Source organism: Flagellimonas lutaonensis (assembly GCF_000963865.1).
Lineage (GTDB): Bacteria > Bacteroidota > Bacteroidia > Flavobacteriales > Flavobacteriaceae > Flagellimonas_A > Flagellimonas_A lutaonensis.
In genome coordinates this window covers 114,431-140,924 of the sequence record NZ_CP011071.1, presented here as the reverse complement: position 1 = coordinate 140,924, position 26,494 = coordinate 114,431, and the positions used below count along the sequence as shown (strand labels likewise).

Sequence of the window (26,494 nt, the reverse complement as noted above, 5' to 3'; positions counted from 1 at the left end):
GCCGCGAAAGGATTTCTTTCGTTATGTAAAAACGGAAAATTCCAATGGAGCAATTAAGCTATTCTAGCAGCTGGGCCGTGGAAACGATCTGTGCGAATTCATCCTTTAAACTTGCAAGGGCAGTTTGGTGAACGAGCTCTGCATCAAAGGTTTGGCCATTGACACCTTTTTGGTCAAATGCGGCGCAGGCATCGGAAACCAATACAGTCTCAAAGCCTAGATTGGCGGCCATGCGAACACTGGTCGAAACACAATGGTTGGTGGTCAAGCCCACCACGACTAAAGATTTGATGCTTTTATCCCTTAGAACCTGCTCTAAATCGGTGCCGATAAAGGCACTGTTGACGTTTTTAGTAAAAAGGGGCTCATGGTCAAGCGGTTTTACCCCTTCTTTGATGTCAAAGCCAGGTTTTGAGGCATGTAAGGGCGAAGCGATATTTTGTGAACTATGCCGTACATGAAAAACAGGCTGTCCATTTTTACGCCAATGCGCCAATATTTTGGCGGCATTCACTTCCGCTTCCAGATTATTGGGGTTGCCACCGTAAAAGGAGTGTTCGTCCAATCCTTTTTGGATGTCGATCAGCAAGAGGGCGGTATTTTTTGAAAGCCTCACCAGTTTTTTAATCATGATTTTAGGATGGATATTTTTTTCGACACATCATCATCTAAGAAGCCACAGCCCCTAGGGTATACAGTTGTTCTAACGTAGGAGTATCGCTGCCGCCCTCCGGCTCAAGCGTGATGCCAAAGGCTTCCGATTCGTTAGGGTTCGGCAGCTCAAAAATTTTGGTGTCGTTATCAACAAAATCATCCAATAGTCCGATGCTGGTGGGAGTGAGCGGGTTCAATTTCAACGACCAAACTTGATATGTATACCCTGAAGGGGGCTCGGGTAGCCCTTGTGCATCGATATAGACTTTCTGTTCCTCTTTGTTCCAATAGGCTTTGGCATACGATTCGGGTGAAACCGTTTGTCCGCCCAAGGCCACCACGGCCACATTTTGGTCGCGCAGTTCGTTCAACAATTGTTCGGTATAGGTCATTTCGCTTCGGGCCTTCAAAATCTGCTCTTCAAGCGATTGTTTTTCTTCGTTGACCACCTCGATTTTTGACTTCAGTTCATTATTTTCAAGGTATACCCAAAGTAGCCCTACGGCAAACAATAGTGCAGCCGCCCAACCTAAATAACTTGACCAAGGTGTTTTTTCTTCAGATTTTTCAGGAGGTAGCGGCATTACATTGGTCAGTCGATTTTTCACCTTCGAAAAACTATCAGGTGACAAACCGGGAGAGGCCGTTTTGGCAACCGCCAGTACTGCTTTTTCAATGGCTTCAATCTCGGCCCTGATTTCAGGATGCTCTTGTGCATAGCGGCGAACCTCACGGTTTTCTTCCGCAGAAAGTGCCCCGGCAACATAAAGTTCCAGCACGCCTGACGCTATGTACTTTTCAATATCCATCTACAGTTTTAACCTTTTTCGAATTTGTGAAATACAGCTCCTGTTCCGTGTTTTTACAGTCCCGATGGGGATGTTCAATTCTTCAGCGGCTTCCTTTTGGGTAAAGCCCTTAAAATACAACAGTTCAATCAGTTGAATGCATTTTTCTTTTAATCCTTTCAACAATTTTTTCAGCCCGATGGCATCAACCTTGCCTTCTATGTTCTCGCTACCCTCAACAATACCTACGAAGTAGTCGATTTGCAGGTTCTTTTTTTGGTTTTTGTGGGATTTTGAACGCACTTCATCGATGGCGGCATTACGGGCAATGCTTAAGATCCATGTGAAAAATCGGCCTTTAGAAGCATCATAGTCGTCAGCGTTGTACCAAATTTTCACAAACACATCTTGACAGATTTCTTGTGCCCTTTCAGGGTTTCGAACAATGGTATTGATGACCCCGCAAATGTTCTCGGCATACATATCGTGCAACCGCTCAAAGGCTAGCATGTCTTTGTTCTTAAAGCGCGCAATGAGGGTATCAAGGTCCATTGGCATAAATGTATAAAAAATGATAGGTTTATTGAAGATTGGGTTCCAAAACCTCCCAAACATTATCTCGCACAATCTTGTGCCCCTCGGCCGTGGGATGGATACCATCTTCCAAGTTCAACTCGGGGATGCCGGCCACCCCCTCCAACAGAAACGGAATTAATGGAATATCGTTCTTTTCGGCCAGTTCTGGGAAAATTTTGCGAAACTCGGCCGTGTATTCAGGCCCCATGTTGGGCGGTATCTGCATACCTGCCAGAATGATTCGGGTATCGGGATTTTTCTCCCTGACCTTGTCGATGATCTGTTGAAGGTTCTTTCGTGTCTCGGTGAGGGGAACGCCCCTAAGGCCATCGTTGGCCCCCAGTTCGAGTACAAAAACATCGACCTCTTGGTTGAGCACCCAATCCAAACGGTTGAGTCCACCAGAAGTGGTCTCCCCACTTACGCCCGAGTTGATCACGGTGTAGTCGAGTTCCAATGAGTCCAATCGGTCCTGTATCAGTGCTGGAAAAGCTTCCTCCATATCGAGGCCATAACCCGCTGTAAGGCTGTCGCCAAAAAAGAGAATGGTCTTTTCAGATGTTTCTTCGGATGCGGTAGCATTCTCTGTTTGTTGTTCGGAAATTGCCTCGGATTCCCTTTTGGGGGCATCCTTGCAAGACAACATCAAAATGAACAGTAAAAAATAACGAAACTTTAAGAGTGTATGTAGCTTCATGGGCGTAAAAAATCGAAATCAATTGCCTATTTTTCCACTTTAACCGAACGGAAACCAAGGCATTTATGTCAAAGATATTAAACGTTGCCCATCTTGGGAAAACCTACACCAGCGGTTCTAAAAAACTCACCGTACTCGATGACATCACTTTTTCCATTGAAGCAGGTGAGACCTTTGCCATCGTGGGCCCATCGGGCAGTGGCAAGACCACCCTTCTGGGGCTTTGCGCGGGATTGGATAGGCCTGATACGGGCAGTGTCGAGCTTTGTGGGACGTATCTTGGTGATTTGAGCGAAGACGAACTGGCCCTGCTCAGAAATCGCGAAGTGGGCTTCATTTTTCAAAACTTCCAATTGCTGCCGACGCTGACAGCCTTGGAAAATGTGGTGGTGCCCCTAGAGCTTCGGGGCAGCAAGAACCCTAAATCGATTGGAATGGATTTGCTCGACAAGGTAGGGCTCAAAGACCGCTTTCACCACTACCCATCGCAATTATCTGGAGGCGAACAACAACGGGTTGCCTTGGCTAGGGCCTTCTCTAGCCGCCCCTCGATATTGTTCGCAGACGAACCCACAGGCAACCTGGATCAAGAAACGGGAGATAAGGTCGTACAGCTACTGTTCGATTTGAACCAAGATGCCGGTACCACCTTGGTCATCGTCACACACGATGTGGACCTTGCAAGGCGTACGGGGCGTATTTTGCGGTTAAAGGGAGGAAAGATTTTGGCGAACGAAACCAGTGAAGCTTCGTGAATTCCGATAACAACTACAACCCAAAAGCTGACCTTGACTGGTTGTTGAAAATGGCTTGGCGCGACAGCAAGGCCAGTGGCAAGCGCTTGATGCTATTTATGGCCTCAATCGTACTGGGCATTGCCGCAGTGGTCTCCATTCAGTCGTTCGGCGAAAATTTAAAAGAAAACATAGCCTTACAGTCAAAGGCGCTGATGGGGGCCGATTATAAGATAGACAGCGATCAACCCCCGAATGAACGGGTCTTGCGGATCATAGATTCGTTGGGCGGGGCCGATGCGAGGGAGGTCAGTTTTCCATCGATGGCGGTCTTTCCCAATAGTGGCGATACGAAATTGGTAGGGGTGCGGGGCATTGAAGGCGGGTATCCGTTTTATGGCGAATTTGAAACTGTTCCTGCCTCTGTGGCCACGACATATCAACAAAGCGGCGGGGCCTTGGTCGATGCTACCTTGATGTCACAGTTCGGCTTAAAGACCGGCGATAGCCTAAAATTGGGAGAGCGTTTGTTTCCTATAGCCGGTAGTTTGGTCGCAGCACCCGGTATGGGGGGTATTGGGGCCTCTATCGCTCCGCCGGTGGTGGTTCCCTATCGGCTCATAGAGGAAACCGGACTGATCCAGGTCGGTAGCAGAGTGGATTATGATTTTTACTTTGTGGCCGACCCAGGGCAAGATTTGGAAGCCCTTGATGAGGAGGTCGACCCGCAACTCGACATCGAAAATGCCGATATGGATACCCATATTTCGGAAGGTCAGCGCTTGGGTCGACGCTATGACAACTTCGGGAAGTTTCTCAACCTTGTGGCCTTTATCGCTCTTTTGTTGGGTTGTGTTGGTATTGCCAGTTCTGTGCATATCTATGTGAAAGAGAAGCTGCAATCGGTGGCGGTACTCAAGTGCTTGGGCGCCACGCGAAAGCAGACGTTTATGATCTACTTGCTCCAGATTGCCGGTATGGGCTTTTTAGGGGGCATTATCGGGGTGTTGTCGGGCCTATTGCTGCAACAGTCCTTTCCCTTTGTGCTGCAAGACTTCCTGCCTTTTGAGGTCGAGGTCGGTTTGGTGCCCGATGCCATTTTAGTGGGCTTGGTACTGGGCATTTTAATGTCGGTACTGTTTGCCATGGGTCCTTTGTTGGGTACTTGGTATGTATCACCGCTACAGGTGCTTCGCGTACAAGAGAACAATGTTCAAAAATCAAGAAGGGCCATTGCCTTGGTCTATGGCGCCATCGTGCTTTTTATCTTTGGATTTTCGCTCTGGCTATTGAACAATATTTGGTATGCCTTTTATTTTGTCTTTGCCATTATCACAGTTTTTGCGGTCTTGGGAGGCATCGCCAAGTTCTTTATGAAGATGGTGAAACGTTATTTTCCGCACTCATGGGGTTTTGCCCCAAGGCAGAGTTTGTTGAATCTGTTCCGCCCGAACAACCAGACAGTTGTTCTGATATTGGCCATCGGCATCGGTACGTTCTTGATCAGCACCCTATATTTTACGCGTGACATATTGCTGGCCCGGGCCTCAATCGATGGTGCCAAAGAAGCCCCCAACCTCATTTTGTTGGATGTACAGACAGACGAGCGTGAAACGGCCTCTATGGGCATCACCGAGGAAGGAATGGAGGTCATCAACAGTATTCCTATCATTACCATGCGTATTCATCAAATCAAAGACTCCACAGTACGCGATATCATAGCGGATACCACTTCGACCTTGGGTTCATGGATACTCTACCATGAGTTTCGGGTCACCTATCGCGATTCGTTGGTCGCCTCTGAAACGACCATAGATGGCGAGTGGCCCCCAACAGATTGGCGAGATGGCCCCATACCTATATCCTTGGCCGATAATGTGGCCGCTGATGCGCGTGTAAGGGTGGGCGATAGGTTGATATTCAACATTCAGGGTGTGCTGATGGAAACGGTTGTGGCACACATCCGCTCGGTCGATTGGCTTCGGATGCAATTGAATTTCAATATTTTGTTTCCCTCCGGAGTGCTGGAAGAAGCACCACAGTTTCACATTCTAACGACCAAGACACCAAGTGAAACGGTATCTGCATCGTTGCAGCGAAAATTGGTGAAACGGCTTCCGACGGTGTCGATCATTGATCTACGACAGATATTTACCGTTATCGAGGACATTCTTGATAAAATCGCATGGGTCATCAATTTTATAGCGTTTTTCAGCATTCTGACCGGTATTATCGTGTTGATAGGCTCAGTGCGAACGAGCAAATACCAACGGATCAAAGAAAGCGTGCTACTTCGCACTTTGGGCGCTAAGGCCAAGCAGATATTGCACATCACCGCGCTTGAATACCTGTATTTGGGACTCTTGGGCAGCGCAATGGGGGTATTGTTGTCGCTTTTGGGAAGCTATCTGTTGGCCGAATTTGTTTTCGATACCACATTCGCCCCATCTTGGGAACCGATGCTGATTGTCTTGCCCGGCATAACCCTTTTGGTTCTACTCATAGGACTGTGGAACAGCCGTTCGGTATTGCAGAGCCCGCCCCTTGAAGTATTGCGGAAAGAGGTGAGTTGACCGTGCGGAAGATTTTATTTGGTTGTACCGCTTCGGAACCTTACTTCACCTTCAAACTGATTGCAAATCCGCCCCCCTCTTGTAGGGTAATCGTCTGGGTGTCTCCCTTTTTGATGTCGAGTTGCTCGATGACAATGGCGGTGGGGTTGTTTCGGTAATGTGAGTCATCTGCATCTTTGTAGATGATAGCCTCATAGGTTTTTCCATCCTCCAAGAAATCAAAATTCACCATTATTTCGCGGCTGTTTTCATCGGTAATACCACCCACGAACCAGTGGCCCGTATCGCGTTCTTCACGGGCGATGGTGACAAAGTCACCGACTTCACCGTTCAACACCCTACTCTGTTCCCAATCGACCCCGACATCCCTGATAAACTTAAAGGCAGGTTGCCCTTCATAGTTCTCGGGCAAATCACAGGCCATCTGTATGGGACTGTAGATCACCACATACAGGGCCAATTGTTGGGCCAAGGTAGTATTGACTTGATTGTTAGGTTTGGTAGGCAACGCAATCTCGAATACGCCAGGGGTAAAATCTATGGGTCCCGAGAGCATTCGGGTAAAGGCGACGATTGGCAGATGTTCGGGCGGATTGCCGCCATCGGTGGCCCAGGCGTTGAATTCTTGGCCCCGAAGTCCTTCCCGTGAAATGGCATTGGGATAGGTACGTCTGAGCCCTGTCGCCTTTATGGGCTCATGGGCATTGATGGCGACTTGGTAGTCAGCTGCGGTTTCGAGTACTTTTCGATAGTGGTTCACCATCCATTGGCCATGGTGGTATTCCCCTTTTGGAATGATCTTGCCCACGTACCCCGTTTTTACCGAGTGCATACCGTGCTTTTGCATCAACTCGTAGGCAGCTTTCATTTGCTGTTCGTAGGTGCGGGGCGCTGCACTGGTCTCGTGGTGCATAATAATCTGGACCCCTTTTGATCTGGCGTAGTCGGCCACTTCATCCAAATCATAATCTGCGTAGGGGGTTACGAAATCAAAGACCCCTTCACGGTCTTCAAAACCTATCCAGCGGTCCCAGCCCGTATTCCATCCTTCTACCAAAACGCCCCCAAAGCCATTGGCGGCTGCAAAATCGATGTATCTTTTGGTATTCTCGGTGGTGGCCCCGTGTTTTTTGCTGGTCTGCTCTTTGCCCAAGGTGGCAAAGGTGTTCATGTCTTGTGTGGCCTCCATATCCCATGTGGAGAGGCCCAAATGCATTTCCCACCAAATACCCACATATTTCATGGGCGTGAACCAAGAGACATCGCCCAATTTATTGGGTTCGTTCAAATTTTCAATCAACCGCGACTCGATCAAATCACCCGCCCTTTCAGCAATCTGAATGGTACGCCAGGGGGTTGTAAAGGGCAGTGCCCTTTTGACCTTGTGCCCCAAACGGTCAGAGCCTACCAACTCGCTGGTCAAACGCAGGTTTTCGGGGTCCACTTTCAGCGTCATGCCTGCATAATCTGTCAGATCGGCTTCATGAAAGCTCAGATGAAGCCCATCATCGGTGCGCATGGTGACCGGCGTGTTGACGGCATTCTCAGGAATATAGGTTGCGGCAAGGTCTGGGTGGTCCCTTTTTGAAAGGGCATCGATTTCCGATACCTTGGTAGTGCTGTAAAGGTGTTCATAGATGTCCCAATCACCGGGAATCCACCATGCGGTATGGTCGCCCGTCAATTGAAACTCTGTATGCTCATCCATAATAACGAGGCTGTCGACCCCCTCTTGCTCAAGAAACTCATACCTGAATCCGATACCATCATCATACGCCTTGAAATGGACATTTATTTTTCGGTTGGGAGCAGTTGTTTCCTCGAGGCTTACAATCAATTCATTGTAGTGGTTTCGCACCTTTCTTTGCTCGCCCCAGGGCATTTCCCAGGTCTCATCGAATGTGTTCGATTGGGTGCCCGTTATTTTTAGGCCGCTCTTAAGGGCCGCTTGTTCTTTAAACTCAAAGCCCATGGATGAGCTATCGATGACCACATTATTGTTGTGTTTTACCAGATAAAACGGGGTGCCATCTTCGGTAAGGTGAAAACTGATTTCATTTGTACCGTTGGGGGAGGAGACACTGGCAGTGGAAATGTTCTTTTCACAAGCGAACATAAGCATTGTGCAGGCCAAGCCCAATAGAAAAATTTTCTTGTCCATAGTCATCATTTTAGTCGGTTAGTAAGCTCAAGACCCTAAAAATAATACATAAAAATAAAAGCCGCCTAAAAAGGCGGCTTCTGAAACGTGTGATGTGCTTTTATTGAATGATTCCGGTGCATGAGATACGGGCCCCTGCCGCGCCACTTGGCTGAGATGTAAAGTCATCGACACCTTGGTGCACGATTACGGCCTTACCGACAATGTTCTTGGTCTCGTCGTCGCAGCCGATGCACCATTGGTCAGTTGAAAATTCGATGCTGCCATTGCCGTCGGCATCTGCCTCAAAATTACCTATGTCGCCTTTGTGGTAGCCCTCTTCGGCACCCCATTTTCCGTGGGGTTGAAAAGTGGGATTCCAATGGCCACCGGTCGATGTTCCATCTGGGGAAGAACAGTCGGCCTTCTCATGGATATGTATGGCGTGTTCCCCGGGGGTTAGTCCTGAGAAAGTCGCCACCATGGTGACCATACCATCTTCTTCGGTAAAGGTTACTTCACCTTTGACATCGCTGTCGCTTTTGGGCTCCATGGCAAATTTCAACGATTCTACCGTTACTTCTTCGACCACCTTTTCAACGGTCTTTTCAACTTCTTCGGTGGCCTCATCGGCCTCCTTTTTTGCCTGTTTGCAGCTAAAAGCGGTTATCAGTAGTAGGCCTAAGGGCAATACTAGTAATCTTTTCATTGTAAGGGGTTTTTAGGTTCCGTTAAAAATACTCATAATTTAAACCTTTGTCAACCTGCAAATACTGGAGACAGATTTTAGTTGTCTTCGGGCATTAGGATGCCCAAGAAATAATTGCCGTCCAAATATTTTTGCGCCACTTCTTGTAAATCTTTTGAGGTCAATGATTTGACGCGCTCTTCGTAACTTAGTATATTTTCATGGTTTCTGTCCTCTTGGTCGATGCTTAGAAGCGTGTCAATCCAAAATCGATTGGTCTTTAGGTCTTCTTTTCTTTTGACCAAATAGGTCTGTTTCACCTTTTCCATGTCTTCATCGGTCACACCTTCTTTTTTGATTTTTTCGATTTCTTCAAAGGTGGCGGCGATCAATTTATCCACGTTTTCAGGACCGCAAGGGAATGATATGTTGAACATAAGGTTTGAAAATGAAATCTTGCTCAGACTTCCACGGGCGCCCACACCGTAGACGCCTCCTTCTTCCTCGCGAAGTTTTTCAATCAGCTTAATGGTCAACACTTCACCAAGGGCCTTGATGGCCATTTCGGTCTTTTCATCGTACGGAATTTCTTCTTCCCAGGTAATGCGCACGTTGCTCTTTGGGTCGGTACCCTTTTTGATAATGTGTTTTTGGTATGTATCCTTTCTTCTGAATTTGGTCGGAACATAGGTTTCATTGCTTTGAAGTCCGGGTAGCGAGGCCAAATACTTCTTAGCATACGCAGCCACTTGTTCTTCATCGATATTGCCCACTAAGTAGTAATGAAAATCACCGGCGTCTGCAAAACGCTCTTGATACTTTTGGTAGGCAAGGTCGTAATCGGCGGCATCCAATTTCTCGATAGTGGGGAAGCCCGTATAACGCGGGTTGCCCTCATTTTTGATAGTGTTCAACCGATCTTGAAAATAGAATTGCGGATTTGCCATTAGGTTGCCCAAAAAGCCTTTCTGATTAGTTATAAAAGAGTTGAAGGCCTCTTTATCTTTGTTAAGTGAGGTGAAATACAGGTGTACCATTTGAAAAAGGGTCTCGAGGTCTTTAGGTGCAGCAGAGCCTTGAAACTCTTCGCTGAAAAGGCTTATCCTCGGGGTCACCCTCACAATTTTACCACTTAAATATTTGTTCAAATCGGTTTTTGAAAGTCCTCCAATGCCCGCTTCGGCAAGTCCGCTGTTGGCAAAGGCAGTAGCTTTTAACTCTTCATCGGAATAAAGACTGCTGCCACCATGGCTGAAAGCTTTGAACAGTATTTCATCGTTTTTGAAATCGGTCTTTTTGTAAGTCAATTTGGCCCCATTGCCCAAGACCAGCGTGGTAGTGCCCAAATCTTCATTTTTGACCGTTTCGACAATAGTGCCCGGCTCTGGCAGCTTTTCTATGAGTTCGTTTCTTGTGGCCGTATCGGCATATGGTTGCAAGTTGGCCGATTCTACCTCTTTAAGCAATGCCTTGACCTCAGCTTCTGTAGGTTGTTTCAGCCCCTCTTTTTCGGGTCCTGTCAGTACGATTACCCTGTTATCGTCATGCAAGAATTCTTTAATGAGGCCGCTGACCTCTTTCAACTCAATCTCGGGCAATAGACGTTTGGTCATTTCGTATTCCCATTCGATTCCCGGTATGGGGCTTTGCTCAAGATAATGTCTGATATAAGGCCCAACAAGTCGATTGCTCTCAAGTTTGTCTCGATCGTTGTACTCTTTTTCTAGCCTGGCAAATAAGGTTTTTTTGGCCCGTTCAAATTCACCTTCTTGAAAACCAAAGCGTTTGACCCGTTCATTTTCTTCTAAAATGGCCCGAAGTCCTTGAAGTTGTCCTTCAGGACTCGTGGAGGCGATTGATTGGTAGGCATTCTTTGTTCGGGCGAAGGTGCGACCATAATATGAAAAGGCGAACACAAAAGGCGGATTCGCACTGTTGCGAAGCTCGTCGAGACGGTTATTGATCAATGTGGAAAACAGGTTACGCACCAGTCGCTGCCTAAAATCATTGACAGTGGTCACTTTAGGGGCCTCGAAACGATCTTTGTACATGACCTGTACCCTGGTGAAAGGGGCTTCTTTGTCTGAAGCTATGGCAATCAACGTCTCTTCATGGTTGGGCAATTGATATGCTTCACGTTTGGCAGGATTTTTTGGCTTCGCTATGGAGGAGAAATGACTTATTATTTTTTCTTCCATGGTCTTGACATCTAAGTCGCCGACGGCAATAACCGCCATAAGGTCGGGGCGATACCACGTATTGTAATAATCACGCACATCGCTGTACTTGAAGTTTTCAAGATTTTCTTTGGTGCCAATTGGAAGCCGTTCAGCATATTTGGACCCATACATGATTTTGGGTAGGGTGACCCGCTGCATCCGTTCTTCTGCCCCCAATCGAAGGCGCAGTTCTTCTAGCACAACCCCCCGTTCGCCATCGATGGCCTCTTCTGACAAGGTGGTGTTGTGCGCCCAATCTTCAATTATTTGAAATCCCTTTTCGAGTTTTTCAGGGTCATCGCTTGGTATGGGCAAGATATAGACCGTTTCGTCAAAACTGGTATAGGCATTCAGGTCGGCCCCGAATTTGACGCCAATACTCTGCAGGTAGTCGACCAGGTCATTTTTTTTAAAGTTCTTGGTGCCATTGAAGTTCATGTGCTCCATAAAGTGGGCCAGTCCCAATTGCCGATCGGTTTCCATAATGGAACCGGCATTGACGACCAATCGAAGCTCAACTTTGTCTTCGGGCTTGCCATTGTTGCGAATGTAATAGGTAAGACCATTTTCTAGTGTGCCGATCTTGACGTTTGGATCAATGGGGATATCCTCTTCAAGAATAGGTTTTCCCTCTGGAAGGCCAGCATCTAACTGACCAAATGCTACTCCTATAAAAAGGAGCATAACGGTTAGTGTAACAAAATTTTTTCTCATAAGTGTTTAAAAGGTTTATTAACTAAATATAAATTAAACCGAAAACACTTTTAAAATATGTAGGAATTTTTTTAGGATTTTAACAGTTCTTTGTTGTCGCGGATACCCCGTTTTAGGTTTTCGCAGAGCATTAACGATTTGTCTATACGGGTCTGTGGGTTTTTATAACGGGCTATGGCGTAGATGATACCGCGCTGTTTTCCTTTGGTGAACGATTCAAATATCTGGTACGCGTCGTAATCGCTCTGCAGCACCGCCTCTAGTTCTTCGGGTACCTCGACCCCGTATTTTGAAGTGTCTTCGAAGAGTTGCAACTGAAAATAGTCATTGGGAAAAATGCCCAATTCTTTTTGGTTGCTTTTGCTGAACATAATGGTGTATTGGCCCCGGTATCGGTTCAGCGCGGCATGTAGCTCGAGCGACTTGTCTTCAAAAGAGGCACGCACCTTTACCCGCTTATGTCCGCCCTTGATAAAGGGCTCGGCTACCTTATCAGGTACAACAATACTGTGCATACCTTGTATGGTGACTTCGAAAACTTTACTTTCCATAGAGCTGTAATTGAAAAAATAGCACCTGCAATCGGTAAAATACACAACTTTTGTATTGAAAATAGGGTAGGTTTGGATTTTTTTATTTACTTTGTATTTCAAAGTACTTTTAACCTGATGTTATGGCACCTAACAAAAGATTGATCACATTGACCTTATCCGGTTTGGCACTTTTGCTATTGCCATTGGTGGTGATGCAGTTCACCGATGAAGTCGATTGGTCCCCATCTGATTTTTTGGTCATGGGAGTACTTTTGGCAGCGGCCATTTTCATAATAGAGCTTATCCTTAGGCGGGTTGTAAAAAAGCAGCACCGGGTGGCCCTTTGCATCGTTGTCTTACTAGTATTCTTGCTGGTCTGGGCCGAACTGGGCGTGGGCATCTTTGGATCCCCCTTTGCAGGCAGTTGAGGTTGGGCCACGAATATCTCTTTATCCTACCAAAAGCTGTGTAATTACCTGGGTTTCGCTATGAAGTGTTCTGTGAACAGGGCATTTATCGGCGATTTCCTTAATTCGTTGCCGTTGTTTGTCATCGAGTTCCCCCGTTAGTGTTATCAAACGCTCAAAGGTGTCAATTTTGGCACCGTCGGTTTCGCAATTACCGCAGTCTTTAGCATAATCTTTGCCATACGATGTGTGCACTTCGACCGTATCTACCGGCCAGCCTTTTCGTTTGGCATACATTTGGATGGTCATCGCGGTACAGGCCGACAGGCCTGCAGCCACCAATTCATATGGGTTTGGGCCAAAATTGTTGCCGCCCACGTCTTCCGGTTCATCGGCAAGCATATGGTGTTTTCCAACCTTCATTTGGGTGGTAAAACCTTCATCGGCACCCAATCGGGCAACCACTTGGTACTTTGTTTTCAAATCAGGGTCTATGATATCCTGAACATCCAAATATCTCTTGGCCCATCCCGAAATTACCCCTCCTACGTATAGGGAATCTTCCTTTTTGAAAAGCAAATGGTCGGCACCATCCAACGAAATAAAACTTTTGGGGTGGTGTGCGGCATGGTAGATTTCTTCGGCATTTTTGATGCCCACGGTAGTGTCTTGCGGAGCGTGCATGATCAATAAGGGTTTTCGTAGGTTCTTGACAGTTTCGGGCAGGGATTTGGTTTCCAAATCCTCCAAAAACTGCTTTTTGATCGTAAAATCACGTCCGCTTAGGTTTATGGTGGCCTTTCCGGTTTCTTTGATATCTTCAATACCGCTCTTCAATAAATGTTTGACGTGTGTGGGATTGGAGGGTGCTCCAATGGTGGCCAAGGCTTTAACGGATTCGATTTCAACAGCCGCAAAAATGATGGCGGCACCGCCCAGTGAATGGCCGATAAGTAGGGTAGGGGCTTGGTATTCTTCCTTTAGAAAATCTGCTGCTGCGATAAGGTCTTGTACGTTGCCCGAAAAGTTGGTATCGGCAAAATCGCCCTCGCTCTCACCCAAACCGGTAAAATCAAAGCGGAGCACACCAAATCCGTTTGAGGTAAGGGCACGGCTTATGTTCTTGACCGCGATCAGGTTTTTGTTGCAGGTGAAACAATGGGCAAAGAGCGCGAAATTATGTGGGTAACGGTCAACAGGCAACTCCAATCTGCCGACCAACTGTTGCCCCTCTGTGTTCTTGAAGGTGACTTTTGTAGTGTTCATTTCGAAATTTTGCTGGAATGTCACCTTTAGCGCAGAAGAGGGGCCTTTTTACAAAGTGGGGGCCAGTTCTCTACTGCGCTCAAACTGATAACTTAATCCGGTTTCTTTTTAAAGATACCCCTTAAGTCGGGATTGTAGAAGAACCCTATCTGAAATCTGTCGTAAACCGCGTTTGAAAATTGATTGCGAAGCCAGCCTAACTGCAAACTGCTATTTTCGGTAATATGTACACCAACCGCTCCGTACAAACGATTTTGGCCAAACAAATTGTCTTGCAGATTTATGAAGAGTTCATCGTAAAAATTTAGAAAGAAGGTATCGGTCAGGGGAAGCGTCACTTGTAAACGATAGCGCGCCCGGTGCTGGGTCTCTTTTTCTAGGCCCAATCCACGATTTTCTAGAAACCGCTGTTCGAGGCGATACCGGTGTTCAAATAAAAATTCCCAGACCTTATTTTTCAGAATGAATTGTTGAAAAATTCGGTTTTCTAAAATTTCATTTCCTGAAAATGCCATGTCTGCCAAAGGAGATTCCAAAAAGGAAGGGTCGGTGTCAATGAACGCATAGCCCAAAGTGGCAATCGCATTGTCATTGATATGGTAATTGGCGCCCGTTCTCAAAAGGGTCTGGTTAAAATTGCCGCTGGTCTCATAATACCTGAACTGTGCTTCGGTATGCACGCTCCATCTTTCAGCTACGCGGTTCATACCAAAATACATATACCAGATGCCGGTTTTATCTTCGCCCCTGTATTCGGGCGCGGATTCTTGGCCCATTGAAACGTTCAACAAAGCCAGAAAAATTGGAATGAAAATCTTTCCCATTAATTCAAACTAAACGTTTTGGTTTCTTTGAATGGTGATAGGTCAACACTTTCAATCGACTCTCGGTAGGCTTTCCATTGGTCGGTGAAAAAGGTGTTGGTCTTTTGCAGTGCCTCTTTCAAATCTGCCTCAGCAAAGCGGATAAGTCTTCTCTCTGTCTCTGTAATGCCATTTTTTCGGGTACCCACGTAGAAACGGGCTGTGTTCAAACGCTGCATTACGGTGATTTCAGGATTTCGGGTAATGCCCTGACGCTTATCTTCCTTGCCCAGATACAGTGCAATGACCGAGTCGATTTGCTTTACAATTTCTTTGGATGCCTTAATCTGGTCCTTGAATTTGTCCTTATCCAAATCTTTCATCTCTTTTTCGAATTTTTTGGCCAGATCTTTACTTTCGACCAGTTGCTTGACCGCATCGGCAGCCGTCTGCATATGGTCCTCAAGTTTTTTGCCCGTTTCGTATACCTCGTTCACAGCGGCCATGGAAACATCCAGTCTTGGGTCGGGTTTAACGGTAACACTGGTAGTGTCTTTCATTTCGCCAAAACTGACAACTACGTTATAAGTGCCGGGTTTGACATCAATGCCCCCGCGTTCCCTATTTTGTTTGCTGATTTTACGGGAAGGCCTATCCGGCCCCTTTTCATCCATACCCCAATAAATTCTATGGAAGCCCGCCTTTTCAGGAGTCTTATATTTCAAGGTACGTATCAGCCTATCACCATCGTAAAAATCAAATTGTACGGAATCTTTTTTCTGAACCCCCGTCAACTCTTTCTTTTCTTGGTCTGAGGTTTCCGCGTCTTCTTCTTTCTCTTTTGGTTTCTCCGTTTTTGGTGCTTTTTTCATGTCTTTTTTACCTTCTTTCAGGTAATAAGTGATCATGGCGCCCCGCTTGCGGTTGTCTCCATTGTATAGGGCATCACCACCAAAACGGCTGCCGGTGGCCTGTTGGTAGGCTGCTTGGTAGGCGGTCGGGGTATCGAAAAGGGCCACCTCTTTGTTCAAGACGGACATATCTTTTGCTATTTCCCGAAGGGGACGGATATCATCCAACACCCAGGCGGCACGGCCAAAAGTACCAATGACCAAATCTTGTTCCCGTGGATGGATCACCAAATCTTTTGTGGAAACCGTTGGATACCCTTCCGTCCATTTTTGCCATTTGTTGCCTGCATCGAACGAGACGTACAGTCCGTCATCGGTGCCCAAAAACATCAGGTTCGGATTTTCAGCATCCTCGACAATCGAGAGCGTGTAACTTTCCACATCATTTTCATCGACGATGCGCGTCCAAGTCTTGCCATAGTCTTTGGTACGGTAGGCGTATGGAGTGTAATTGAACCTGCGATAATCGTTGGCGATCAGCAAGGCCTCGCCCTTATTGTTTTTTGATGCCTTTATCTGGGGAATCCAACTGCCTTTGGGCAATCCCTTGATGTTTTGCGACACCTCAACCCATGTTTCACCACCATTTTGGGTATAGTGTACTCGACCGTCATCGGTGCCTACCCAAAGCATGTCTTTTTCAACGGGTGAAGGTTCTATGACCAAAATGGTACAGTGGTTTTCGGCCCCTGTGGCATCCATGGTTAGGCCACCACTTTCGTCCTGTTTTTGCTTTTCAGGGTCGTTGGTCGTGAGGTCGGGCGAGATGACCTCCCACGTTTGGCCCTTGTCCGTTGATTTGTGCACGAACTGGCTTCCAAAATAGACTGTGCCATTTTCGAAGGGGTCTTGGCCAATGCCCGCATTCCAGTTAAAGCGAAGCTTGGTCTCTGGATCTGGTGGGGTGGGCCTAACGATATAGTTGTTCCCTGTTTTCCAATCATACCGTGAAACGAAACCTTGTTGGCTCATGGCATAGCCAAACTGGCTGTTGTCTAGGTCTGGCACCACATCGAACCCATCGCCAAAGGCGATTTCTTGCCAATAGCTGTTCCGGATTCCCTGTGCCCGCCAAACATAGGCTGGGCCACGCCACGATCCGTTGTCTTGCATGCCACCGTACACGTTGTACGGAAATTCATTGTCTGTGCTAATGTGGTAAAACTGGGCCACTGGCAGGTTGCCGATAAAGCGCCAAGTTTTGCCTCCATCTTTGGTAATGTTGAGTCCGCCATCGTTGCCATCCATCATAAATTGCCCGTTGTCGGGGTGGATCCACCAAGCGTGGTGGTCGGGGTGTACCCCATTGCTAACCCCATAGGCCGGCATCAATTGTGTAAAGTTTTTGCCGCCATCCTCTGAAACGTTCACATAGGTAAAGATCGAGAACACACGGTTTTCGTTTTCAGGGTCCACGTAAATCTCTGAATAATAGAAGGGCCGGTTGCCGATATCGTTTTTGTCGTTGATTTTTTTCCATTTAAAGCCGCCATCGACAGATTTATATAGGGCATTCTTTTTGGCCTCGACCAAAGCATAGACAATATTGGGCTTGTTTTTGGCCACTGCAATGCCAATACGCCCCAGCTCGCCTTTTGGTAGGCCATCTTCATCCGTCAATTTCTTCCAATTTTTTCCACCATCGTGGGTCATGTAGAGTCCGCTACCCTCACCACCCGATTTAAAGAACCAAGGGTCTCTTTTGTGTTCCCACATGGCGGCGAACAGTTTGTTGGGGTTTGCGGGGTCCATGACCAAATCGGCCACCCCGGTCTTGTTGTTGACAAATAATATTTTCTCCCATGTTTCACCCCCATCGGTTGTTTTGAACACTCCGCGCTCTGGGTGCTCGCCCCATGGAGAACCAATAGCGCCCACATACACGGTATTGGGATTCATTGGGTCGATGATGACCCGATGGATGTGCCGGGTTTTTTCCAACCCCATGCTTTTCCAACTTTTGCCCCCATCAAGGGATTTATAGATGCCATAGCCGCCGTTCAGGCTGTTACGGGGATTGCCCTCCCCAGTGCCCACCCATATCACGGAAGGGTTCGATTGCTGTATGGCCACTGCCCCGATTGAGGCTGTTGCTTCCTTATCGAAAATGGGATCCCATTTGATGCCGCCCGAGGTTGATTTCCAAAGGCCGCCCGAAGCCGTGCCTACATACATGACATCAGGATTCGAGGTTACCACATCTATGGCCGTAACACGGCCGCTCATGCCCGCTGGGCCTATGTTTCGGGGTTTTAGGTCTTGGACCAAATCCATTGAAAATTCTTGCGCAAAGAAAGGGGTGGTCGTCAAGAGTACCACGAGGAACAGTAATTTCTTCATCATTTAGATCAGTTGAATTAGCGTATAAATTTAATGAGTAAAAATTAGTTGTGCCCTATATGGCACCCGCAGCCTGGCCTCGAAAAACTTTGTGCCTCTTCGTGCCATGGGAAAGCCGCGTTGTATTTATTGTTTTCCCACCAGAACATACCACGTTCTTTGGTGGTGTTTCCAATTTCGTTCATGGTTTCGGCATCATAGAGCCTTCCGTTGACCATGGTGTATTTGACTGTTTCAGTATTGCGGATATTTTCCAAAGGATTTTTATCAAGAACAATCAAATCGGCCAACTTGCCAACCTTTAACGAGCCGATATCGTTACCGGCCCCGATATATGTTGCAGGGTCTATGGTGGCCGATTTCAATGCCTGTAAATTGGTCATGCCGCCTTGGTGCAACAGCCAAAGCTCCCAATGGGCACCAAGACCCTGCAATTGGCCGTGGGCACCCAAATTAACCCGTACGCCCGCATTGGCCAGATCGGTAGCGGTTTTCGAAACAAGAATATGGCCGTTCTCATACTCCTCATCGGGCACCATGGTTCGGTGGCGCGCACGTGCATCTATCAAACCTCTGGGGGTATATTTTAGCAGACGCTCGTTTTCCCAAACATTATCTTTTTGATAGAACCAGTACTCACCGTTCATTCCCCCATAGTTTACAATAAGGGTAGGAGTGTAGCCCGAGTTGCTGGTCTTCCAAAGTTCCAAAACGTCTTTATAGACCGGTGCCACGGGAATGTTGTGTTCCACACCCGTGTGCCCGTCCATGATCATCGTCATATTGTGATAAAAGGTAGAGCCACCTTCGGGCACTACATTGATGCCCAGTTCCCGTGCAGCCTGCATTACCTGTTGGCTTTGGTTTCTTCTGGGCTGGTTATAGCTTTTGACCGATGTTGCGCCAAAGGCCTTTGTTCTTCGAATGGCCGAACGCGCATCGTCCAAACTGTTGATCACTGCCTTAAAGTCGCCGTCGGCCCCATAAAGAATGATGCCCGTGGAATACAATCGCGGTCCTACCATGCCGCCATTTTTAACGAGTTCAGATATGGCAAAAATCGATTCGGTATTGGCAGAGGGATCATGGGCCGTGGTTACCCCAAAAGCCAAGTTCGCATATAACTGCCAATGTTTTTGGGTGGTAAGGCCATAACGGAAGCCGCCCACGTGGGCGTGGGCATCCACGATGCCAGGCATAATGGTTTTGCCCGACACATCATATACCTTGGCATTGGAGGGTACATGGATCTCATCGGATGTACCCAGATATTCAATTTTGTTTTCGTTGATGACAATGGTGCCGTTTTCGATAACCTCGTCACCTTCCATGGTAATGATACGGGCATTGGTAAAAGCAATGCGCCCCGAAGGTTTGTCGGTTTTGGCGATGAGCCCCACCTTCATGCCCACACTATCTATTTTGGTAGGCTCTTTTGGCGAACCGGGCAAGAAGGTGTAGCGGTCTTTGATGTCGTTGGCAAAATACTCATCCCCAAGTGTCCAGAAAACTGTTTGGCTGTCTTTTGACCAATGCAAGTTGATGCCGGCATCTTTTGAAATTTGTGCCACTGGTATGTATTTACTCTTATTGTCAAGATCGACTTCCTTGCCCGTTAGTACCAAAGGGGCCACATAGGCCTTGTGCAAAATGGTAAAGGCAATCCAATTGTTGTCGGGACTGGGAATCAAGCGATTGGCATATTTTGACTTTATGTGGCTTTTTTGGTCTTTTCCGTTGAGGTTTGCCGATTTAAGCGTTTTGGTGAGATTGCCGAAATAGGTGCCCCCGGTTTGATAGAAAATACGTTTTCCATCTGCCGAAAAGAGGGGATATTCTCCTTCTTCCAAAACCCACTTTACCCCTGAACCGTCAGCACCCATGGTGTAGAGCCCCGTTTTTTTGGAAAAACTCCTGCCTTGGTCATTGTTACCGGGTTCTTTGCGATAGGTTATCAGTTGCCCGTCTGGACTAAAGGCCGGGGTGCGGTAAATGCCTTTTTCGGTGGTCAGCTTGGTAGAAGTGCCCCCATTGGCCGAAATTTTATGGATTGCCCCTAATTGCTCATCGTTCCAAGTGACGAACACAATGGTTTTGCCGTCAGGTGAAAAGGCAGGTTCCGATTCGAAATCGGTACCATTGGTCAACCGTTTGGGTACGCCATTGGGCAGGCGCTTGCTCCAGATTTTTCCGAGTGCGTTGAAGACCAAAGTCTTCTGATCTGGTGAGGTAATGGCGTGGCGAATTACCTTGGCCGTAAATTGGTCGGGAGCCACTGGAGAATCGACCCGGAGGGTTTCAGCAATCTTAATGTTGGCATCGACCGTAAAGGGAATGTTGCCCACGGCCAATGAATGGACGTCGGCCTTGTAGATTTTCCCCTTGTTCCAAAAAACGATTTCTCGGTTGTTGGGCATCCAACTGAAATTTGGGTACACCCCAAAAATGGCCCAAGCTTCTTGCTGGTCTTTGTTGAGGTCATCAAATAGGGGCCACTCTTCGCCGGTTTCCAAATCATGCAGGTACAAAACCGTCTTGGTGCGCACCCTTTTCACAAAGGCCAATAATTTACCATCTCTTGAAACTTGGGGTCGGGCAGCACCACCCGGTCCTCCGGTGATGGTCTCTGTTTCTCCGGTTTCGAAATCATATCGTTTGATCACGTAAATCTGCTTGTTGGGGTCTTTGTTGTATTGAAAGAAGCCCCCGGGATACACATCTTCACTATAGTAAAGGTATCTTCCATCGGGCGAGATACAGGGTTCGTTCACATCTTGTTGGTCATTTTTGCGCTTGGTCAATTGCAGGCCGCTACCCCCTGTAATATGATACTGCCACATTTCGCCGGCACCCAAAGAACGTTGTGACGTGAAGTGTTTTCTGGCCACTAAATAGTGTCCATCGGGCATCCAATAGGCGTTGTTCAATAACCTGAAATCCTCATTGGTGATTTGTTCGGGATTGTTGCCGTCAGCATCCATCACCCAAATATTGTCGCCACCACCGGCATCGCTGGTAAATGAAATTTTTGTTCCATCAGGGCTAAACCGTGGTTGTATCTCAAACGGAATTCCAGCACGAAGAGGTGTGGCTTTTCCGCCGGTTATGGGCATTTTATAGATATCGCCGAGCAGATCAAAGACAACTGTTTTTCCGTCCGGACTCACATCAAGGTTCATCCAGGTGCCCTCATCGGTGGTAAAGGTGTGGTCTTGGTAGTTGAAATCATGGCCGGGATTTGCCACATCCCACTTTTTTTCTTCTTTTTTTTCTTGTGCAAATAGGGTAAGTGATGCCATAAGCACCACCAGGGAAAGTACTTTTTTCATTGTTCAGTCAGTTATCTATAGAGGCAAGAAACCAGCGGTGTGTTTTTGGGGCTAGGGTAATTTAGTTTGGGCCCTTTTACAACATCGAAAATCCAGTGTCTGTTCTCTTTGGGAATTAGCTGCCTAAAGATAGCGAAAACCCCATGTCGATTTCTTAAAGGGTTGTTAAGAGTGGTATGCCACATCGGTGCAGCCTTGTAACAAATGAATCGGCACGGCGTCTCATAGTTGAGAAACCGCAAATAACCACCAACATGAAACTTTCTAGAAACCTTCGAATAGGTATTACCACTGTCGTGACCCTTTTGGTTTGGGGCCATATTCTATGGGACCATTTTCATGGGGGCATTCCCACACATTATCTCTTGCACGATAAGGATATGCCCGGAATACCCAATTGGTGGGGCGGTATTGCTTTACCAATATTTACGTGGTTCTTACTGTACCCTGTTCATAAGCGCATTGAAACGCCCCATAATAAAGAAAGTCTCAAAACCTCAGTGTGGCGTTTTTTTGGTGGATTCCTGTTCGCGGTCACCATATCCATCTGTTTTGTACATGGAATTGAGGTCACGGACTATATTATGGGGTTGATTTTTATACTTGCCTTTATTTTTCCGCTATACAAATCGGAGTATCTCTTAGGATGGGTGCTGGGCGCATCCTATACTTTTGGGGCCATTATCCCCATACTGTTTGGTAGTATTTTGGCCTTACTTTTCTTCATCTTTTATAAAGGAACAAGGGCGATAGTTAAGGTTTTTAAACTCAAAAAAACTGTGTAGCTAGTTAGTCGATTATTTGATCTTCCTCAGAGCGACGATAGGTAATCAAAACTTTTCTTAAGTGCAATCTCAGGGTTTTGAACCATATCTTGCTCTACAAAAAAGTGCTTTACACCATTTTCTTTTGCTATCGGAATGATGGTATTGAAATCAACTACTCCATTACCGACCGTGGTCATATTTGGAAAAAGTTCAATCCATTGACTTGAATTACCGCCATCGCCCGAAAAGCTTATTTGCTCTTTCATATCCTTTACGTGCATCAAATGGTAGCGACCAGAATATTTTTTTAAATAGTCAATAGGGTTGGCCTTTCCGGCTAGGGTCCAAAAGAGGTCCATTTCTAAAAATACAAGGTCTGGGTCGGTATTGTCAATCAAAACCTCAAAGGGGATTTGACCTTCTATTTCATTGAGCCCGTAACCGTGATTGTGATAATAAAACATAAGCCCTTCTTGTTGTGCCTGCTCGCCGATGGAATTGAAGGTATCTGCCATTTCTTTGTAATCGTCAAGCGTTTTTCGGCGTTCATCTGGGATTGCCGGAAGCCCAATATATTTAAATCCGATGCTTTTTGCTGCTTTATCAAGTTCAACCACATGGTTTTCGAGCGTAACCAAGTCGGTATGCATGGCAGGCACGGTTATACCGTGTTCGTCAAGAATCGCTTTTACTTCTTTCTCGCTTAGGCCAAAATAACCACTGCCGCTAAAGCCCAAATGCGGGGTTACCGCATTCCATCGCTGGTAAGCCGCCTCGGAACTAAAAGGGTAGGGGCCATACATTTCTATTTCTTTGTAGCCCATTCGCGAAAGCATTGCAATGGCTTGTATGAAGTCTTTTTCAAGAAGAAAGGGTAGTGAGAAAAGCTGTATGCCAATGGCCTCCAATAGTTTTGGCTCTGCGTTCAATTGTCCGAACATGCTATGGGGCAGTAGGGTTCCACCCATAGACAGTAGCCCCAAATGTTGTAAAAAGGTATTTCTTTTCATTGTTGGTTATTTTTGGAGATATCCATCAAACGATTGTCAATCTCAGATTTCGAATACCAGTTGCCCTGCCGAAAGACCCCTGATAACTGTTTGAAAGCATCTAAATCTTCCAAAGGATTTTCTTCCAAGAGAATCAGGTCGGCCTCCAAGCCTTCCTTTACTTGTCCGAAAACATCTTCCATTCCAAAGAAAATAGCGGGGTTTATGGTACCCGATTGGATGATATCCAGATTCGTCATGCCCGCATCGGCCATGTTGCGCATCTCGTGGTGTATCGAAAAACCCGGTACGTTGAAGAGTTGTGGTGCATCAGACCCCAACAGCATGCCATGACCGTTTTCATTCAGTTTTTTGATGAGTTGTCTGCGAATGGCATCAAAATGCCTCCACTGGTTTTCCTTAAAATTGGGGTCGGCCATGAACTGCTCTTTGACACGTCGCCAATTGGCCAAGGTCTCGGTCGGCATGTACTTCATCTCAGGAAGGGCCAACAGTGAATCGACATCGGTAGGGGCAAACCATTTGGTGAAAAGGCTTTGCGTGGGCACGATCCATACTTCATTTTCTTTTGCCAATTGTACCAATTCATCGATTTTGGTGGTGTCGGCCAAAGGCGTAAAGTTATAGCCAAAGAATCCATTTTCGTTAGGGTCTACATCGGCTGATCCGGGCACCAATCCCTCCAAAAAGCCATCGACATGGTCAATGGAGGCATAGCCGCTATTCAGTGCATGGTGAATGCCAACATCCACAGGCACGTGGCCAGCAAATTCAATATCCACGTTGTTAGCTGTTTCTACTAACTGGTCAAAAACCTCCAACTGGATACCAGGGTGGATTTTCAAGAAATCATAACCATCTTCTTTGTAAGCGGTCACTTTTGCTTTGGCCTCTTCTTTTGAGGTGACCGAATTTCCATTTAGCGAGGGGCTTGAGGTAAATATACGCGGACTCACTATGTAACCATTCTCGGCCTTGTCGCTAAGCACCAAATGTGAAGGATGTCCGAGCATACCGCGAATGGTGGTGATACCGTTCGAGAGATATAGAAAAAGAACATCGTCTATCCGTTCTTGGGGCGTTGGGGGCTGCGGAATATGGGCATGCATCTCAGCAAGACCGGGCAGTAGGTATTTGCCAGAGCCGTCAATTTTTTGGGTGTAGGCACTGGTGTTTTCAAGGGATTCAGTGATGGACTTAATTTTTCCAGAATCGATGACCACTTGCCGGTTTTGAAGCACTTCTCCTGTTGTCACATCAACAATGCTGACATTGGAGATGAGTAGGGCCGTCTCGCTGATTTTTTCCTGTGCTTGGCATGCCGCAAACAACAATGCAATTAGAATGTACCGTACATTTTTCATGGCGGTTGAATTGAGAGAATACTTAAAGATAGCGAAAAGTTGTAGGGCACTGTTCGCGATGAGACGGGACAATCTAGATTTATGTACATTTGGCATACATGCCCGACCACATAGACCCAAAAAAAGAAACACGAGCGCCTTGGTACTATTTGCTCTTACTTATTTTGGCCGGCGAAGCGGTCTTCATACTGCCTTTTGTGCTGCCGCGGGTGTTTCGTCCCACGGTGTTGGACGTGTTTGGAGTCGATAACACCGAACTGGGGCTCTGTTTTTCTGTTTACGGCATTGTGGCCTTGGTCTCATACCTTTTCGGTGGGCCTTTGGCCGATAAGTATCCGCCACGAAAATTGATGGCGGTAGCTCTGTGGATGACCGCTCTGGGCGGATTGTTGTTTGCGGCGTACCCTACGTTTGGAACACTTCAAGTACTATATGGCTACTGGGGCTTTACGACAATTTTTCTCTTTTGGGCACCCATGATAAAGGCCACCAGGGTTTGGGGAGGTGACACCTCACAGGGGAAGGCCTTTGGTTTCTTGGATGGGGGGAGAGGGCTTACGGGCGCCTTGTTCGGACTATTAGGGGTGCTGATTTTTTCGCTTTTCATTGCAGGACAAATTCATACGGCCGAACTTTTTGAACGAAAGGAAGCATTCACCTACGTCATCTACGTATCGGCAACCATTATAAGCATTATCGGCGTTTTGGTCTGGTTCTTTATGAAATCAGGTGTCAAGGAACAGGAAATACTACTGCCCAAAATATCAAAAGAAGAGATAGCCCAAGTACTGAAACTGCCTTCGGTCTGGCTATTGATGGTCATTATTCTATGCGCCTATGTGGGCTATAAGATTACAGACGTGTTTTCTCTCTACGCCAAAGAGGTGATGTTGTACGATGAGGTTCAGTCGGCACAAGTGGGCACCGTTTTGTTGTTCATTAGGCCTGTGGTAGGAGTGCTGGTGGGTATCATTGCCGATAGGTCGAAAATTACCTTTTGGTTGATGGCAAGCTTTTTTATGGCCATTATCGGGTCGTTGCTGTTCGCTTCGGGCATCATTGCCCCCAATACCTGGTTGTTGTTCTTTTTATCGGTTATGATCGTGGCCACTGGCATATATGCCGCGAGGGCCCTGTATTTTGCCGTGATGCGTCAGGGTAGAATTCCCTTGGCATTGACCGGTACTGCAGTAGGGCTAATTTCTATAATTGGGTATACCCCTGATATTTTTGCGGGTCCGGCCTATGGCTATCTTCTGGATGCCAACCCAGGCGAAGTTGGCCACCAACATGTGTTTGTAATGCTTGCGGTTTTTTCCTTTGTCGGTGGGGTATCGGCGATGGTCTATCATCGGATGTACAAGAATTAAGCTTCCATTCTGGATAGTTCATCAACTTCTGCCGTTTAGGTATTTGATACCTTGTTCACAAGAGTTGATGATTTGGTCTATCCTTTTCTGACGGGTCTCTTTTCGCTTTGCCTGTTTGAGCCAATAGAGATAGCTTTTGCGCTGCCCTTTGGTAAAATTCTGAAAGTTTTCGAATGCCCGCTTGTTTTGGTCGAAGGCCTTTTGCAGGTCGTTGGGCACCACACCGTTCTCCACATCGTCCAATGCATGCCAAGAACCGTTTTGTTTGGCAATTTCGATGGCCCTCAGTCCGCTCTCGTGCATGAGTCCTGCCGCTGAGAGCTCCTTTATGTGTTCTTTGTTGACCCTGCTCCAAACACTTTTGGGTTTTCTTGGGCAAAAGTATTGACGGCGTTTGCCATTGCCAAGACTTTTTACGGTGCTGTCGATCCATCCATAGCAAAGAGCCACTTTAACCGCTTCTTCCCAACGCATGCTTTCCATCTCATGCCCCACCTTATAAAAAATCAGGTAGATGCCGTTGGGTGAACCGTGGTTCTTTTCAAGCCAATGCCGCCATTCATTGGTTTCTTTGAAATAGTATTCCCTGATTTTTTCCATTTGCAAGAAGA

At 46.9% G+C, this 26,494-nt stretch carries 20 protein-coding genes; 5 read left to right on the top strand and 15 right to left on the bottom strand.

All coding sequences use genetic code 11. The features are described from left to right. Window positions 1-58 precede the first annotated feature (58 nt). From VC82_RS00595 to VC82_RS00580, 4 genes are read right to left on the bottom strand one after another with little or no spacing between them, the layout of a single operon-like run. A complete protein-coding gene (locus tag VC82_RS00595; protein ID WP_045800674.1) occupies window positions 59-631 on the bottom strand; it encodes a cysteine hydrolase family protein in 573 nt (190 codons plus the stop codon). 37 nt (window positions 632-668) lie between these two features. Beyond that, window positions 669-1,463 carry an anti-sigma factor gene (locus VC82_RS00590; protein WP_045800673.1) on the bottom strand — a complete coding sequence of 265 codons (795 nt, stop codon included), beginning with the start codon at window positions 1,461-1,463 and terminating at the stop codon, window positions 669-671. Further along, on the bottom strand, window positions 1,464-1,994 hold the full coding sequence (locus tag VC82_RS00585) for an RNA polymerase sigma factor (RefSeq protein WP_045800672.1): 531 nt from the start codon (window positions 1,992-1,994) through the stop codon (window positions 1,464-1,466). A 28-nt stretch (window positions 1,995-2,022) separates the two neighbouring features. Beyond that, entirely contained in the window at window positions 2,023-2,715 is a 693-nt protein-coding gene (locus VC82_RS00580; RefSeq protein WP_045800671.1) for an arylesterase, read from the bottom strand. A gap of 65 nt (window positions 2,716-2,780) precedes the next feature. Here VC82_RS00580 and VC82_RS00575 point away from each other — a divergent pair, with 65 nt between their 5' ends. Both VC82_RS00575 and VC82_RS00570 read left to right on the top strand, forming a co-directional pair. Further along, window positions 2,781-3,470 carry an ABC transporter ATP-binding protein gene (locus VC82_RS00575; protein ID WP_045800670.1) on the top strand — a complete coding sequence of 230 codons (690 nt, stop codon included), beginning with the start codon at window positions 2,781-2,783 and terminating at the stop codon, window positions 3,468-3,470. Between the two features lie 50 nt (window positions 3,471-3,520). Continuing rightward, window positions 3,521-6,022: an ABC transporter permease gene (locus VC82_RS00570; protein ID WP_045803129.1), complete on the top strand. Its 2,502-nt coding sequence runs from the start codon at window positions 3,521-3,523 to the stop codon at window positions 6,020-6,022. Between the two features lie 40 nt (window positions 6,023-6,062). Here VC82_RS00570 and VC82_RS00565 read toward each other — a convergent pair whose 3' ends face one another. The 4 genes from VC82_RS00565 to VC82_RS00550 form a co-directional block, all read right to left on the bottom strand. Further along, complete coding sequence (locus tag VC82_RS00565) at window positions 6,063-8,183, bottom strand: glycoside hydrolase family 97 protein (protein WP_045803128.1); 2,121 nt, start codon at window positions 8,181-8,183, stop codon at window positions 6,063-6,065. A gap of 100 nt (window positions 8,184-8,283) precedes the next feature. Then, entirely contained in the window at window positions 8,284-8,871 is a 588-nt protein-coding gene (locus tag VC82_RS00560) for a superoxide dismutase family protein (RefSeq protein ID WP_045800669.1), read from the bottom strand. Between the two features lie 77 nt (window positions 8,872-8,948). Further along, complete coding sequence (locus VC82_RS00555) at window positions 8,949-11,783, bottom strand: M16 family metallopeptidase (protein ID WP_052698842.1); 2,835 nt, start codon at window positions 11,781-11,783, stop codon at window positions 8,949-8,951. A gap of 71 nt (window positions 11,784-11,854) precedes the next feature. Then, the gene (locus VC82_RS00550) at window positions 11,855-12,334 is read right to left on the bottom strand and encodes a YdeI/OmpD-associated family protein (protein ID WP_045803126.1); all 480 of its coding nucleotides are present in this window, start codon (window positions 12,332-12,334) and stop codon (window positions 11,855-11,857) included. 122 nt (window positions 12,335-12,456) lie between these two features. On the opposite strand from VC82_RS00550, the gene VC82_RS00545 reads away from it, so the two are divergent. Next, window positions 12,457-12,744, top strand: a complete 288-nt coding sequence (locus tag VC82_RS00545) for a hypothetical protein (protein WP_045800668.1) — start codon at window positions 12,457-12,459, stop codon at window positions 12,742-12,744. Window positions 12,745-12,765: 21 nt separating this feature from the next. On the opposite strand, the gene VC82_RS00540 is transcribed toward VC82_RS00545, so the two are convergent. From VC82_RS00540 to VC82_RS00525, 4 genes are all read right to left on the bottom strand, one after another. Continuing rightward, on the bottom strand, window positions 12,766-13,989 hold the full coding sequence (locus VC82_RS00540; protein ID WP_045800667.1) for a bifunctional alpha/beta hydrolase/OsmC family protein: 1,224 nt from the start codon (window positions 13,987-13,989) through the stop codon (window positions 12,766-12,768). Window positions 13,990-14,081: 92 nt separating this feature from the next. Then, a complete protein-coding gene (locus VC82_RS00535) occupies window positions 14,082-14,813 on the bottom strand; it encodes a DUF2490 domain-containing protein (RefSeq protein WP_045800666.1) in 732 nt (243 codons plus the stop codon). After that, window positions 14,813-18,043, bottom strand: coding sequence for a WD40/YVTN/BNR-like repeat-containing protein (locus tag VC82_RS00530; protein ID WP_045800665.1), 3,231 nt, complete (start codon window positions 18,041-18,043; stop codon window positions 14,813-14,815). Before VC82_RS00530 ends, VC82_RS00535 begins: the two co-directional genes overlap by 1 nt. A gap of 44 nt (window positions 18,044-18,087) precedes the next feature. Continuing rightward, window positions 18,088-21,372, bottom strand: coding sequence for an amidohydrolase family protein (locus VC82_RS00525; RefSeq protein WP_045800664.1), 3,285 nt, complete (start codon window positions 21,370-21,372; stop codon window positions 18,088-18,090). Between the two features lie 254 nt (window positions 21,373-21,626). On the opposite strand from VC82_RS00525, the gene VC82_RS00520 reads away from it, so the two are divergent. Further along, entirely contained in the window at window positions 21,627-22,157 is a 531-nt protein-coding gene (locus VC82_RS00520; RefSeq protein WP_045800663.1) for a hypothetical protein, read from the top strand. A gap of 26 nt (window positions 22,158-22,183) precedes the next feature. On the opposite strand, the gene VC82_RS00515 is transcribed toward VC82_RS00520, so the two are convergent. Next, entirely contained in the window at window positions 22,184-23,149 is a 966-nt protein-coding gene (locus VC82_RS00515) for a sugar phosphate isomerase/epimerase family protein (RefSeq protein WP_157517921.1), read from the bottom strand. Continuing rightward, window positions 23,146-24,513 carry an amidohydrolase family protein gene (locus VC82_RS00510; protein ID WP_045800662.1) on the bottom strand — a complete coding sequence of 456 codons (1,368 nt, stop codon included), beginning with the start codon at window positions 24,511-24,513 and terminating at the stop codon, window positions 23,146-23,148. The genes VC82_RS00515 and VC82_RS00510 overlap by 4 nt, the downstream gene beginning before the upstream one ends. Before the next feature lie 98 nt (window positions 24,514-24,611). Between VC82_RS00510 and VC82_RS00505 the strand changes: the two genes are divergently transcribed. Beyond that, window positions 24,612-25,883 carry an MFS transporter gene (locus VC82_RS00505; RefSeq protein ID WP_045800661.1) on the top strand — a complete coding sequence of 424 codons (1,272 nt, stop codon included), beginning with the start codon at window positions 24,612-24,614 and terminating at the stop codon, window positions 25,881-25,883. Between the two features lie 21 nt (window positions 25,884-25,904). Here VC82_RS00505 and VC82_RS00500 read toward each other — a convergent pair whose 3' ends face one another. Beyond that, window positions 25,905-26,483: a YdeI/OmpD-associated family protein gene (locus tag VC82_RS00500; RefSeq protein ID WP_045800660.1), complete on the bottom strand. Its 579-nt coding sequence runs from the start codon at window positions 26,481-26,483 to the stop codon at window positions 25,905-25,907. Window positions 26,484-26,494 lie beyond the last annotated feature (11 nt).

Excerpts from the sequence above, each read along its gene's own strand:
- VC82_RS00595 (WP_045800674.1), bottom strand. The coding sequence starts at position 631 with ATGATTAAAAAACTGGTGAGGCTTTCAAAAAATACCGCCCTCTTGCTG.
- VC82_RS00590 (WP_045800673.1), bottom strand. The coding sequence starts at position 1,463 with ATGGATATTGAAAAGTACATAGCGTCAGGCGTGCTGGAACTTTATGTT.
- VC82_RS00585 (WP_045800672.1), bottom strand. The coding sequence starts at position 1,994 with ATGGACCTTGATACCCTCATTGCGCGCTTTAAGAACAAAGACATGCTA.
- VC82_RS00580 (WP_045800671.1), bottom strand. The coding sequence starts at position 2,715 with ATGAAGCTACATACACTCTTAAAGTTTCGTTATTTTTTACTGTTCATT.
- VC82_RS00575 (WP_045800670.1), top strand. The coding sequence starts at position 2,781 with ATGTCAAAGATATTAAACGTTGCCCATCTTGGGAAAACCTACACCAGC.
- VC82_RS00570 (WP_045803129.1), top strand. The coding sequence starts at position 3,521 with ATGGCTTGGCGCGACAGCAAGGCCAGTGGCAAGCGCTTGATGCTATTT.
- VC82_RS00565 (WP_045803128.1), bottom strand. The coding sequence starts at position 8,183 with ATGGACAAGAAAATTTTTCTATTGGGCTTGGCCTGCACAATGCTTATG.
- VC82_RS00560 (WP_045800669.1), bottom strand. The coding sequence starts at position 8,871 with ATGAAAAGATTACTAGTATTGCCCTTAGGCCTACTACTGATAACCGCT.
- VC82_RS00555 (WP_052698842.1), bottom strand. The coding sequence starts at position 11,783 with ATGAGAAAAAATTTTGTTACACTAACCGTTATGCTCCTTTTTATAGGA.
- VC82_RS00550 (WP_045803126.1), bottom strand. The coding sequence starts at position 12,334 with ATGGAAAGTAAAGTTTTCGAAGTCACCATACAAGGTATGCACAGTATT.
- VC82_RS00545 (WP_045800668.1), top strand. The coding sequence starts at position 12,457 with ATGGCACCTAACAAAAGATTGATCACATTGACCTTATCCGGTTTGGCA.
- VC82_RS00540 (WP_045800667.1), bottom strand. The coding sequence starts at position 13,989 with ATGAACACTACAAAAGTCACCTTCAAGAACACAGAGGGGCAACAGTTG.
- VC82_RS00535 (WP_045800666.1), bottom strand. The coding sequence starts at position 14,813 with ATGGGAAAGATTTTCATTCCAATTTTTCTGGCTTTGTTGAACGTTTCA.
- VC82_RS00530 (WP_045800665.1), bottom strand. The coding sequence starts at position 18,043 with ATGAAGAAATTACTGTTCCTCGTGGTACTCTTGACGACCACCCCTTTC.
- VC82_RS00525 (WP_045800664.1), bottom strand. The coding sequence starts at position 21,372 with ATGAAAAAAGTACTTTCCCTGGTGGTGCTTATGGCATCACTTACCCTA.
- VC82_RS00520 (WP_045800663.1), top strand. The coding sequence starts at position 21,627 with ATGAAACTTTCTAGAAACCTTCGAATAGGTATTACCACTGTCGTGACC.
- VC82_RS00515 (WP_157517921.1), bottom strand. The coding sequence starts at position 23,149 with ATGAAAAGAAATACCTTTTTACAACATTTGGGGCTACTGTCTATGGGT.
- VC82_RS00510 (WP_045800662.1), bottom strand. The coding sequence starts at position 24,513 with ATGAAAAATGTACGGTACATTCTAATTGCATTGTTGTTTGCGGCATGC.
- VC82_RS00505 (WP_045800661.1), top strand. The coding sequence starts at position 24,612 with ATGCCCGACCACATAGACCCAAAAAAAGAAACACGAGCGCCTTGGTAC.
- VC82_RS00500 (WP_045800660.1), bottom strand. The coding sequence starts at position 26,483 with ATGGAAAAAATCAGGGAATACTATTTCAAAGAAACCAATGAATGGCGG.